Genomic DNA, 12,145 nt, shown 5'->3' with positions numbered 1-12,145 from the left:
CCGAAATCCGCTAACCCCGGTCCTGGTGCGGGCCCCCGCGGCGAACGTAACGTCCCCACCGTGTCGAAAGAAGTGCAACCCGAGCGCATCGACGGCCGAACCGTCGCGATCACCGGTGCCACCTCCGGAATCGGCTCCTTCACCGCCGCCCAGCTCGCCGAGCTCGGAGCCCGCGTGCTCGTCCTCGGCCGATCGGAATCCCGGGGCCGCGCAACGGTTTCCGCCCTCCCGAACCCGGACCGGCACGAGTTCGTCCGGCTGGACCTCGCCGACCGGACGTCGATCGCCCAGGTCGGCGACCGGCTCGGCGAGCTGCCGCGGCTGGACGCGCTGGTGCTGAACGCCGGTGTCGTCGCCGGTGCGTTCGGCCCCGGCCCGGCGCGGCGGATCGGCGCGTTCGGAGTGGAGGAGATCGTCGGGATCAATCACCTCGCGCACGCGGAACTGCTGCGGCGCGCGCTCCCGACGGTCCGGCGAGTGGTCAGCCTAGGGAGCATGCTCACCCGCAAGATTCCGTTCGATCGCGAGAATTGGCTGTCCGAAAGGCATTACCGGGCACGGGTCGCGTACGCGATGTCCAAGCACGCGGTGGAGATCTTCGGTTTCGAACTGCACCGGCGGCTCGCGGAGACCCAGTCGATCGTCGTCCATCCCGGCGGGGCGATCGACGCACTCACGCCCGGGCGGCCCGGGGCGCGGGTGGCCCGTGCGCTGTTCCGGGGGATCGTGCGGGGGAAGGACCAGGCGGCCCGGCCGGTCGTGGCCGCGGTCGCGTCGCCGGAACTGCGCGGCGGCGAGTACCTCGGTCCGCATCGGACCGCCCACGCCGAAGTGCGACAGCCGGTGCCGACGAGCCGCGATCCGGAGCTGGGCGCGTGGCTCTGGACGGAGACTGAACGGCTGCTCGGCGCGCGGATCCCGACCGAGCCGCGTCACCCGATCGGGTAGAAAACCGCGCGAGGCCGCCCGTTAACCGCCAGCTAGCCTTGAACCGTGGACGATCCGGCGGTTCTGGACGCCTTGGCCCAGCGACTGGCGCGGATCGGCGAACGCCGGAATCTCGACGTCCCCGCGCTGCTTCGCCGTCTCGGCATCCCGCCGGACCGCACCGGCGTCACCCGTCAGCAGGTCTCCGGACTCACCCGCGAACTGTGGCTCCAGACCGACGACGAACTCTTCGCCCTCGGCCCGCGAGCCCCGCGCGGACTATTCCGGCTGGTAGTCCGATCGGTGGCCCCCGCGCCCGACCTGCGGACCGCCCTGCACCGCCTGGAAGAAGCCGCCGACGTCCTGCCCGGCATGCCCGCCGTCGCGGTCCGTGCGGTGGCTCCGCTGGCGGAGGTCGAGATCGACGTCCGCCAGCTCGACGACCCCGAGCACGTCGCGGCCGAACTGGTCGCCATCGTCGTGCACCGGCTGCTCGGCTGGCTCACCGGACAACGCATCGACCTGCGAGAACTCCGCCTGCCGTGGCCGAAACCGGACCACGCGCCGCACTATGAGCTGGTTTTCGGCCGCCATCCGCAGTTCGACGCCGACGCGCTGGTCCTCTCCTTCGACGGCAAGCTCCTGCCCGCGCCGGTAATCCGCAGCGAGGCTGAGCTGGCGGAGTTTCTCGAGGACCAGCCGGACTCCTGGCTCGCCACCCGCGACTACGGTTCAGCTCTCGCGGACCAGGTCCGCGCCATCGTCGAGCAGGGCACTGTCGCGCCGGACGACATTGCCGACCGGCTCGGGATCAGCGCCCAGCACCTGCGTCGGCGGCTGCGGGGCGAGGGCACGTCGATCGGCGAGATCCGGGATGGCGTTCGCCGGGACGTTGCGATCGCCAGCCTAAGCCGCAGTGACGAATCGATCGAGAAACTGGCTCAACGGCTGGGTTTTTCCGAAGCCAGCGCATTCCGACGCGCGTTTCGCCGGTGGACCGGGCAAGCACCGGCCGACTACCGCTGACCCGACACCTGCCGACCAGCGCCCCGAAGCCGCTGCCGACAACCAGGCCGACTACCCCGGCACCCGCAAAGCCCGCATCCGCGCGTACAGCGTCGTCCGCGAAATCCCCAACGTGCTCGCCGCCCGCACCTTGTTCCCGCCAGCCGACCGCAGCGCCGCCACGATCGCGTTCCGCTCAGCACGCTCGATCGGCGCCAGCTCGTGCCCCGAAGCATCCGCCACCAGGGCAGGCGGCAGATCCCCCGGCCCGATCGCGCCGACGGACCTCTTGCGGATCGCCTGGCTCAGCACGCCGCGCAGTTCAGGCAGGTTCCCCGGCCAGTCGTACGAGCTGAGGATCCGCAGCGCGCCCGGCGTGATGTTGTGCGTCCGCGCGGCCCCGAGTTCGGCCAGCATCCGCGTCGCCACCTCGGAAAAGTCCGGTCGGTGCGCCAGCGGCAACAGCTCGACATGCTCCGCGCACGACGCGATCAGCGCCCGCTCCGGGCCGGCCAGTCCCTCGCGCGGGCCGGTCGTCAGCAGGAGGTGCGGGCCGACACCGCGGGCCGCGTGGGTGGCGACCAGGTCGACCAGTTCGGCGGGGAGCAGGTCCGCGCCGTCGACGCAGATGCTGCCGGAACCGGCCTCGACCGCGGCGGAAAACTGCTCGGCCCAGGCTGCCGAACCGCCGAGTACTGCTTCCGAGCCGGTCAGCGTCGTGCACGGTTCCTCGGGCACCCGCAGCCGCGCCTCGGTGGTGCGGCCGGTTCCGGGCGGGCCCGAGATGTGGACGTGTCCGGGCACGACAGCAGCGCGACGTCGCGTCGGCCTGGCCTCGGCGGCACTCAGCGGGCGGATCTCCACCAGCACTCCGCCGCGTGCGCCTGCCACCGGTTCGGCCCGGACTCGCGCGCGCTGGCCGGAGCGCAGTTCGGTCTCCATTTCGGACGTTCGGCTCGCGTCGCCCACGAGGTTCCACAGCAGCGCGACGTCCGCGCCTTCCAGCAGGTCGGCCGCGGCTTGGTTGCACAGCAACAGGTCCGGGCCGATCGCGACCACGGGGCGGGTCGGGCGCGACGTCGCCTGGAACGCGGCCAGCAGCGAGCGCTCCGACACCCGGCTGCCCTCCAGCAGCTGCCGTTCGATCTCCTCGACGGCCTTCGCGACCAGCGGTGCGAGCAGCGGATTCGCCTCGGCGGCCAGCAGCGTGATGTCGAGCGCGCCCTCCAGCCGCCGCGTGACCGGGTGGAAGATCGGGTGCCCGTAGCAGCTGAACCCGCGCAGCGCCTCGGCGTAGTGCTCTTCCCCGTGCACCACGATGCTCGACCGGGTTTCCAGCGCGGTGCCCGGCCCGGTGGTCCCGACCTCGTCCTCCAGCAGGCAGGTGCCGACCCCGATGCCCAGCTGGTCGAGACAGTCTTCGACGGCGCGGTCGGCGCTCCACCGGTGCACGAGCCTGCCGTCGTGGTCGACGAGCACAGTGGACATCGCGGTGCCGGCGAGCCGTTCGTCGAGATCCTCCAGCACCGGCGCGGCCGCCGCGAGCAGCTTGCTGGCCGGGTCTACCTCCGCGGACCGCAGCCCGAGCAGCGCGGTTTCGGGGCGCACCCCGGCGAGCGAAGCACGGCGCCAGGACTGGGCGATCGGTTCCCGCAGCGCGACATTGCGCGCGGACGTCATCGAGCTCACGCGGATCTCCACCTTCGTTGGTGACGCGCAGCAGGATAACCATCGCTCTCCGCTGCCGCTGTACAGAACTTGAACACTCAAGGTCGGATTCACCCGGCAAGGTGGTCCCCCACCACCACCCGCGTGCACGTGCTGCGTTCCGGCACGCGGTCCTTACCTCGAAAGGGGAACCAGCGTGACTCTCAGTCACTCCGAGCCGGACACCGGGAAGGAGCGCGGGGGCGTTTCCCGGCGTGGATTCCTCGGTTACGTCGTCGCGGCCGGGACCCTCGTCGTCGCCGCGGACGTCGGGCTCGCCACCCCGGCGGCGGCCTCCGTTCCTTCCGCCCCGCAGCCGCCCGAGCTGTACGACCTCAACGACGCGCTCACCGACGCCGGGCTCCCGACGTCGCAGCTGATCACCGTCACCATCAACAAGGACGGCAGCGCCTCGTTCGAGATCCCGCGCGCCGAGGTCGGCCAGGGCATCACCACCTCGACCGCGATGATCATCGCCGAGGAACTGGACCTGCCGGTCGAGAAGGTGCACGTCGCGCTCGCCCCGGCGCGTCCGGAACTGCTGTTCAACCAGCTCACCGGCGGGTCGAACACCACGGTCTCGACCTACACGCCGATCCGCGTCGCCGCCGCGATCGCCAAACAGCAGCTGCTCGAAGCGGCGGTCATCCTGCTCGGCGGGACCGCGGAGCGGTTCATCGTCAAGGGCGGCGTCGTCACCGCGCCGAACGGCAAGACCGCGACGTACGGCGAACTGGCGACGAAGGCCGCGTCCAGCACCACCAAGCAGGTGCAGCTGGACCCGAGCAAGCTCAAGGGCTCCAGCGACTTCAAGGTGCTCGGCAAGCCGCAGACCCGCCTCGACGCCCGCGACATCGTGACCGGCAAGAAGCAGTTCGCGATGGACCTGGACGTCCCCGGCGCGCTGCCGACGATGATCTGCCGTCCGCCGACGCTCAACGGCACGCCGAAGGCCGTCCGCAACAAGGCCGACGTGCTGAAGCTGCCCGGCGTCACCGACGTCGCGATCATCCCGACCGGGGTCGCGGTCCGCGCGGAGACGTTCGGCCAGTGCATCGACGGCGTGCGCGCGCTGCAGGTCGACTGGGGCCCCGGCAGTGTCGAGGGCGAGAACGACGAATCGGTGCTCGCCAACCTGCGCCGGGCCGAGCTTCCGCTGGCGGTGCCGAAGATTCCGGTGCTGGCCAAGACGGTCGAGGCGGATTTCGAGTTCATGTTCCGTTCGAGCGCCGCGCTGGAGCCGTACTGCGCGGTCGCCGACGTGCGCGACGGCAGCGCCGAGATCTGGGCCGGGCTGAAGTCGCCGATCGTCTCCCAGGGCGAGGTCGCCCAGGCGATCGGGCTGCCCCAAGGCAAGGTGAAGGTCCACGTCATCACCGGCGGCGGTTCCTTCGGGCACAAGCTGTTCGGCAACCACGCCATCGAAGCGGCACAGGCGTCGAAGGCGTTCGGCAAACCGGTGCGGCTGATGTGGCACCGCGCCGACGAGCCGCGCCAGGGGCGGCTGCACCCGATGTCCACGTCGCGGATGCGCGCCACCGTGCTCGCCGGACAGGTGCTCACCTTCGAGCAGCGGCACACCTCGGTCGAGACGTCGTTCCGGCACGGGCTCGGCGAAATGCTCACCTCGGTCGCCACGAAACTGCCGACCGGACTGGGCAACCTCGGCGTGGCCGAGGCGGTTTTCGTGCTGAGCCAGGAAATGCCGTACAACTTCGGCGTCGTCGACCAGACGCTCACCGAAACCGACCAGCGGTTCAACACCGGGTCGATGCGCAACGTCTACTCGCCCGACGTCGGCTGCGCGAACGAGCTGATGGTGGACATCCTCGCCAAGTCGATGGGCAAGGACCCGCTGGACTTCCGGCTGGAATACCTCAAGAACGACAAGGTGAAGGGCGTGCTGCGCAAGGTCGCCGAGGTCGGCGGCTGGGGCCGGAAAATGCCCGCGGGCACCGCGCAGGGCATCGCGATCCACAAGGAGTACAAGGGCGCCAGCGCCTGCCTGGTGGAAATCGACTGCCGCCCGGAGACGGTGAACCGCAAGATCCGCGACGGCGTCGGCGGCCCGCGCGTGACGAAGGCGGTCATCGCCATCGACGCCGGTCTGGTGATCAACCCGCGCGGCCTCGAAGCGCAGATGATGGGCTGCTTCGCCGACGGGCTGGCGCTCGCGCTGACCAGCAGCGTCCACCTGAAGGACGGGCACTTCCTGGAAGCCAGCTGGGACAACTACTTCTACACCCGGCAGTGGAACATCCCGCACGACTTCACCGCGATCGCGATGCCGTCCAACGGCGAGCAGCCCGGCGGCGGCGGGGAGGCGGGCGTGGCTTGTTCCGTCGCGGCAGTCGCGTGCGCGTACGCCCGCGCGACCGGGAAGGTCCCGAAGCGGTTCCCGATCAACCACGACGACCCGATCGGCTTCGAGGTCAAGTCGTTTGTCCCGCCCGTTCCCGAATCGCCGACCGACGGCCTGAGCCACACCTACTGAGGAGCACGATGAGCAAGCACACCTTCATCCTCAACGGGAAGCCGGTGTCCGTCGACGTCGACGACAATGTCCGGCTGCTGTGGGTCCTGCGCGACGTCCTCGGCGTCCGCGGGCCGAAGTACGGCTGCGGCATCAACGTGTGCAAGGCCTGCACGTCGCACTTCAACGGCAAGGCGTTCAACCCGTGTTCGGTGCGCGTGGCCGACATCAAGGCGACCGACGAGATCACCACGATCGAGGGCCTTCCGGACACGGTGAAGGCCGACCTGCACCCGATGCAGGAGGCCTGGCTGGAGAACGACGTCGCGCAGTGCGGCTACTGCCAGCCCGGCCAGATCATGGCGGCGGTCGCGAAGGTCAAGGAGGCCAAGGCGAAGGGCCGCGAGATCAACGACGCCGACCTGGACGAGATCCGCAACGTCTGCCGCTGCGGCACGTATTCGCGGATTCGCGAGGCCATCAAGGCCGGCGCCGCGAAGATGTAAGGGGTCGTGAGTGTTCATCCCGGTCAGAACCGGGATGAACACTCACGAGACCCCCGCCGCTCAGCAGCACCGCCACCCCGATCACCTGCGCCAGCACCAGTTCCTGGCCCAGCAACAGCCACGCGAGCAGCGCGGCGGCCACCGGCTCGGCCAGCGCCAGCACTCCGGCCAGCGCCACCGGCAGCCCGCCGAGCGCACGCAGCCCCGCCAGATACGGCAGCACGGTGCCGAAAACGGCCAGCACCGGCAACGCCAGCCAGACCGGCATCATCGCGTCGCCCATCGTCACCGGCCCCGCGGCGGCCTTCATGGTCCACAGTGGACTGACGGCGAGCACCGCCACCGCCCCGATCGTCAGACCCGCGGCGGTCATCCCAAGCGGATCGTGCTGCCGCGCACCGCGTTCGCCGAGCAGGAAGTATCCGGCGGAGCAGACCGCCGACGCCAATCCCGCCGCGACGCCGAGGAAGTCCAGCCGCGCACCGGGACCGAGACCGGCGATCAGCACCAGCCCGGCGATCGCCAGCGCGATTCCCAGCCACACCGCCACCGGCAGCCGCGTTCGCCGGACGACGCGCACCCACAGTGCGACCAGCACCGGCGACAGGTTCACCAGCACCATCGCCACCGCGACCGGAATCCTCGACACCGCAACGAAAAAGAACAGTTGCACGCCCGCGACGCCGAGGATTCCGTAGCCGAGCGGCAACCACAGTTCGGCCCGCCGGAACCGCAACGCTCGCGGCCGCAGCAGCGCGACAGCGGGCGTCAGCAGAACCGCGGCGAGCCCGATCCGCACCGCGGTGACCGCCGCCGGGCTCCAGCCCGCGTCCAGCACCGCTTTGGCGAGCGGGCCGGAGCTCGCGAACAGCACCCAGGAGACCAGGCTCAGCCCGGTCGCCCGCGCGGTACCGCCCTGCTCGGCCACGTCCGCATTCTGCGTCCCGGCCCCGCGCCCGAGCCACCGGTTTTCCCGGTGCGCCGCGGCCGCATCGTGGAAAGTCCGTGAGGGGAACCCTGAGGGAATCTGATTCCCTCAGGGTTCCCCTCACGGACAACGGACATCGCGTGGCTGGCCGGCCGGGCGCGGCGTGCACTGGTTTCCGGATGCGACGCGGGTCACATCCGGAGTTGTCACATCCGGCGGCCGGCCGGCATCTCATGGGCATCCGCTTCACCACACTGGAGGATCCGATGAACGCACGCTTCGACATGATGACCAACGACCTCGGCAAGTCGCTCGGCAAGCGGTTCGCCGGGCTGAGCATGCTGCTGCGCAACTCGTCGCTGCCGACGTCCACGCAGGAGCTGGTTTCGCTGCGGGCCAGCCAGATCAACGGCTGCGGCTTCTGCACCGACATGCACACCAAGGACGCCACCGCGGCGGGCGAGACCGCGGAACGGCTCCACCTGGTGGCCGTCTGGCGCGAGGCGACCGTGTTCACCCCCGCCGAGCGGGCCGCGCTCGCGCTGACGGAGGAGGGCACCCGGATCGCGGACGCCGGCGACGTTTCCGACGCGACGTGGGCGCAGGCGCGCGAACACTACGACGACGATCAACTCGCCGCGCTGGTCATGCTGATCGGTTTGATCAACGCGGCGAACCGGATGAACGTCATCGTGCGCACGCCGGCCGGGCTGTACCAGCCGGGCCAGTTCGCGAACGCCAGCTGACCCGAGGCGGGGGAACACGGGACGCCGCCGAGCAGCGGTGGGGCTCGGCGGTGACCCGTGCGCTTGCCGGTCGCAGGCAGGTCTGCGTGCTTTCAGCGCGGAAGAGGCCGGGGCGGTGAATCCGGTGCAGGCCGGGCAGCTCCGCCTTCCCAGCCTGCGCCGCTCCCCCGGACTCGGCAACCGGAGGTTCCGCCGGACGGATCACGGGTTTCCGCAGAACTTCCGCTCGGCGACGAACGGGTCCGGCGGCACGGTCACCCCGGTCCGGTGCACGGCCCCGGTAAGGTTGGCCCAGAACCGGCCCGGCGACATCGGCTCGCGCGTGGACCGCTGGATCTCCGCCAGATCTCCGCAGCTCAGCGCGTGCCGGGCGGCGGCGACCTGGTCCGCGGTGACGTCCGCGCGCAGGGCGAAGTTGCCGGGGCTGAGGACCGGGGCGTCCGGGTCCGCGTAATCCGCCAGCAGCCACGCGTTGCTCAGCGGTTTCGAGTGTCCCGGTTTCACCGTCGGGAATTCGAAGCGCGCGCCGATCGGGTTGGCGAGGCCCCAGAAGTCGACGACACCGACGTCCACCGGCGAGATGACCCCGACCGTCCCCAGGTAGACCCCGATGACCATGCTCTTCGACGGGACGTCCTCGCGCAGGCGTGCCGTGAGGATCCGCTCGTGCGGGTCTTCGTAGATCAGCGTGCGCGGGCTGAGGGCGTCCTTGAGATATCGCATCCTCGGCGTGAAATCCGCCGATTCGGTGGGATAGGCCTGGCCGGTCCACGCGTGGTAGTAGCCGCGTTCGTCGTCGATGAGCTTGCTGTCTTGCGGGACGAACTGTCCGATGCTGGCGCAGAGAACCGCCCACACCAGCAGGACTACGCCGAGCACGCGCGTTTTCTTCGCCGCCGGGAGCACCAGCACCGGCAGCATCAGCAGGAAGAAGATCGGCAGCACCATGCGTGCGTGCATGTAGTCGCCGCCGACCTTCAGCAGGTACGCCAGCGACAGCACACCGGCGACCACCGGGGTGAGGGTGACGACCCGATCGCTGCGGTGCCTCCGCAGCACCCCGGCGAGCAGGACGGTGCAGAGCACCAGCGGCAGCCACAGCAGGTACGGGTTCGCGAAATCGCCGACGTAGGCGAATCCGCGTGCCCAGAAGGATTCGCTCGCGTTCTTGGTGAGCGCGGGCATCGGCACGAGGATGCCGTAGAAGCCCATGCGGAAGATCTCGTACCCGACCGGCAGCGCTCCGGCTGCGGCCACCGCGGCGAGGGTGACGCGCCAGGTCGGCTTTGCCACCAACCACAGTGCTAGTAGGAACACTGCCGCGACCAGTGTTTGTTCGGGACGGACCAGCGGACCCAACCCCATCACGAACGCCGCTGTGACAACGTGTTTGGCTGATTCGTTGTCGCGCAGCCGCACGAGCAGCCACCAGCAGAGCGCCATCCAGAACGTGTTCAGCCCGGTCTCCAGCCCGGACGTCGCGTACTGCCACACCGGCCGCACGCCCAGCAGCGCGAGGATCCCGCACGGCACCATCGCCGCGACGTGCCCGCCGTGCAAGCGACTCGTCGCGCTCACCGCGAAGCCGAATCCGGCGGCGGTGAGGAGCAAACCAAGCATCCAGGACAGCGTCGAGGTGTCCGACTGGCCGAACACGAACCCGGCGAACGCGAGCAGCCATTGCCACAGCGTGCTCGTGGACGCCTCGGCCCGTTCGCCGAGATTGTAGACCGGCCCGTTTCCGGCGAGGATCTGTTCGACGATTCTGGTGAAGATGAGGGCGTCGTCGCAGATCCAGCGGGTGAAATAGCCGAGAATGGCGATCAGCAGGATGGCGCCGACGGTTATCCAGCTATTTCTTCGCCAGTAATTACGTGCGAAAATTGGCTGTTTTACGGCGCGCGGAAGCACCCTTGGCATTGTGTCCATGGAAAAATCCTTGCTACGAGAGCGTTCGGCGGGAGTCGACGATTCCCGCCGCGATCAGCGCCACGATGCCCGCGCTCACCAGTGACACCTGCACCAGTTCCAGCGCCTCGAAGTCGGCCGCGGCCATGGTGGCCTTAAGGACAAGCGACTGGGCCAGCACGAGCGCGCAGCACGCCGCGAGCGAGAACGACCACGCGGGAGAGCGTCGCCGGAAAGCGAAATAGGCTGGGATGACGAGCACTGCCACCCACACAAACCAGGAAAGACCGCGCAGGTCTGATCCGCCGAAGATGCCGAGGTAGAGCGCCGAAGCCGTAACCCCGGACAAGGCAAGCCACCATTTCCGCGCGGACGGCAGCGGTGCGCCGATATGGAATCCGGCGATCATCAGCAGCAGCGGCAGCCATTGCGGGATGAAATAGCCCAGCAGATCGGGGCTGAAACTGAACGAATACTGATACAGGAAGGCGGCGAATCCGGCGATCAGCACCACGCCGGCGACTCCGCGCGCGGCCCGGCGGCGCCCGGCGAAGAGGAACGCGAGAGGCACGACGGCCGCGACGGCCACTGCGACGTCGTGCCAGATTTGCTGGGCAGACTGCGCGGCGTAGAGCGACATGGCGGCTTCGACCGGGGATCCGGGTGCCGCGTAGAGGGGGCTTGTCCGAGAAAAGCCGAGTGCGTCGTAGAGATCGTGACCGAGGGAGAGGACGCCCTTCAGCACGCCCCAGAGGAGCCCGAGCAGCGCGACCAGCCGGACAGTGTCGCCGAACGCGACCACGCGAGCCGGGGCTGAGCCAGCAGCCAGCCGGGCGCGCAGGCCCAGACCCAGCATCGAGAGCAGTTCGCGCCCTTCCGCGAGCCGACCGCCACCGGCCTCTCGCGCGTCGAGCAGGGCGCCGACCAATTCTTCCTCGCGGTCGGCGCGATACCAACGAGGCAGAAGCCGCACCATCCGGCGGTACTGGAGTTCTGGAGCGGTCATGATCCGGCCGACCGCTCGACGCACCGGCAAGAGCGCGGCAAGACTCGCGCCACCGAACAGCGCTGAAGCCCGGGAGCGGTCATGCCCCGCCCCCGAGCGCCCAGCCTCTCGCCCGCAGCACCGAATTCGCCGCGGCGGCATTCGCGGCCAGCCGCCGGGCTTGCTCGGCCAGAACACGGCCGCCGAGGTCGGTCAGCCGGTAATAGCGCCGCAGCCGGCCCTGGTGGATCTCCTCCTTGTCCCGCTCCGCCCATCCGTCGGCCACCAGCCGGTCCAGCACGCCGTACAGCGTGCCGACTCGCAGGCGGACCCGGTTTTCCGACAGCTTCTCGACGGCCTGGACGATGCCGTAGCCGTGCTTCGGCTCGTCGGCGAGCGCGGTGAGGATCAGGAAGACCTGCTCCGACATGCCTCGTTCGGTCACGCGTCCATATATATCACGTCGCGATATATGCGGGTGGCCGAGACAACGGGCTACTGCTCAGCGACGGCCGTTCCCTCCAGTTCGACCAGCAGGGTCGGGATGGCCAGCCGGGTCACGCCGAGCATCGTCGTCGACGGGGCGACCCCGGCCGCGGCCAGCCGGGAGGCGAGGACGCCGTAGTGCTGGAAAAGCTCGTCGACGTCGGTGGTGTAGACGTTGAGCCGGACCAGGTTCGCCAGCGACATGCCCGATTCGGCGAGCACCTCCTCCAGATTGTCGAGACTCAGCGCCACCTGCTTCGCCATGTCCCCGGCGTGCTGCGGTTCGCCGTCGGCGTTCACCGCGGTCTGCCCGGAGCAATACAGGGTCCGGACCGGCCCGGACACCAGTTCGCCCTGGTTGTATCCCATCGCCGTCGACCACGCCCACGGGTTGACAGTCGTTCGCTCCACCACTTGCTCCATTCACACTCTCAGCAGTACGCAGAGGAGCTTGGCAAGCAATACACGACATCC

11 protein-coding genes are annotated in these 12,145 nt (G+C 69.6%); 5 read left to right on the top strand and 6 right to left on the bottom strand.

Annotated elements, in window-relative coordinates:
- Positions 1–60 precede the first annotated feature (60 nt).
- Positions 61–948 carry an SDR family NAD(P)-dependent oxidoreductase gene (locus tag ABZX37_RS17025; protein ID WP_354740434.1) on the top strand — a complete coding sequence of 296 codons (888 nt, stop codon included), beginning with the start codon at positions 61–63 and terminating at the stop codon, positions 946–948.
- A gap of 45 nt (positions 949–993) precedes the next feature.
- On the top strand, positions 994–1,953 hold the full coding sequence (locus tag ABZX37_RS17020) for an AraC family transcriptional regulator ligand-binding domain-containing protein (protein WP_354740432.1): 960 nt from the start codon (positions 994–996) through the stop codon (positions 1,951–1,953).
- A 51-nt stretch (positions 1,954–2,004) separates the two neighbouring features.
- On the opposite strand, the gene ABZX37_RS17015 is transcribed toward ABZX37_RS17020, so the two are convergent.
- Complete coding sequence (locus ABZX37_RS17015; RefSeq protein WP_354740640.1) at positions 2,005–3,612, bottom strand: helix-turn-helix domain-containing protein; 1,608 nt, start codon at positions 3,610–3,612, stop codon at positions 2,005–2,007.
- 184 nt (positions 3,613–3,796) lie between these two features.
- Between ABZX37_RS17015 and ABZX37_RS17010 the strand changes: the two genes are divergently transcribed.
- Positions 3,797–6,133, top strand: coding sequence for a molybdopterin cofactor-binding domain-containing protein (locus ABZX37_RS17010; protein WP_354740430.1), 2,337 nt, complete (start codon positions 3,797–3,799; stop codon positions 6,131–6,133).
- 8 nt (positions 6,134–6,141) lie between these two features.
- Positions 6,142–6,618: a (2Fe-2S)-binding protein gene (locus tag ABZX37_RS17005; RefSeq protein ID WP_037817840.1), complete on the top strand. Its 477-nt coding sequence runs from the start codon at positions 6,142–6,144 to the stop codon at positions 6,616–6,618.
- Here the strand turns inward: ABZX37_RS17005 and ABZX37_RS17000 are convergent.
- Positions 6,593–7,546, bottom strand: a complete 954-nt coding sequence (locus ABZX37_RS17000; RefSeq protein WP_354740427.1) for an EamA family transporter — start codon at positions 7,544–7,546, stop codon at positions 6,593–6,595. The two genes, ABZX37_RS17005 and ABZX37_RS17000, sit on opposite strands and share 26 nt — an antisense overlap.
- Before the next feature lie 266 nt (positions 7,547–7,812).
- Here ABZX37_RS17000 and ABZX37_RS16995 point away from each other — a divergent pair, with 266 nt between their 5' ends.
- Positions 7,813–8,292 (top strand): carboxymuconolactone decarboxylase family protein, encoded by a 480-nt coding sequence (locus ABZX37_RS16995; RefSeq protein WP_354740425.1) that lies wholly within the window; start codon positions 7,813–7,815, stop codon positions 8,290–8,292.
- 201 nt (positions 8,293–8,493) lie between these two features.
- Here ABZX37_RS16995 and ABZX37_RS16990 read toward each other — a convergent pair whose 3' ends face one another.
- From ABZX37_RS16990 to ABZX37_RS16975, 4 genes are all read right to left on the bottom strand, one after another.
- Complete coding sequence (locus ABZX37_RS16990) at positions 8,494–10,221, bottom strand: hypothetical protein (protein WP_354740423.1); 1,728 nt, start codon at positions 10,219–10,221, stop codon at positions 8,494–8,496.
- Positions 10,222–10,234: 13 nt separating this feature from the next.
- Positions 10,235–11,206: a hypothetical protein gene (locus tag ABZX37_RS16985; RefSeq protein ID WP_354740421.1), complete on the bottom strand. Its 972-nt coding sequence runs from the start codon at positions 11,204–11,206 to the stop codon at positions 10,235–10,237.
- A 79-nt stretch (positions 11,207–11,285) separates the two neighbouring features.
- Positions 11,286–11,630: a PadR family transcriptional regulator gene (locus ABZX37_RS16980; protein ID WP_354740419.1), complete on the bottom strand. Its 345-nt coding sequence runs from the start codon at positions 11,628–11,630 to the stop codon at positions 11,286–11,288.
- A 50-nt stretch (positions 11,631–11,680) separates the two neighbouring features.
- Positions 11,681–12,082: a RidA family protein gene (locus tag ABZX37_RS16975; protein ID WP_354740417.1), complete on the bottom strand. Its 402-nt coding sequence runs from the start codon at positions 12,080–12,082 to the stop codon at positions 11,681–11,683.
- Between the last annotated feature and the right edge of the window lie 63 nt (positions 12,083–12,145).

The sequence above is a fragment of the Amycolatopsis sp. NPDC004079 genome (assembly GCF_040610415.1).
GTDB classification, from domain to species: domain Bacteria; phylum Actinomycetota; class Actinomycetes; order Mycobacteriales; family Pseudonocardiaceae; genus Amycolatopsis; species Amycolatopsis halotolerans.
This window is presented reverse-complemented; position numbering and strand designations above follow the sequence as displayed.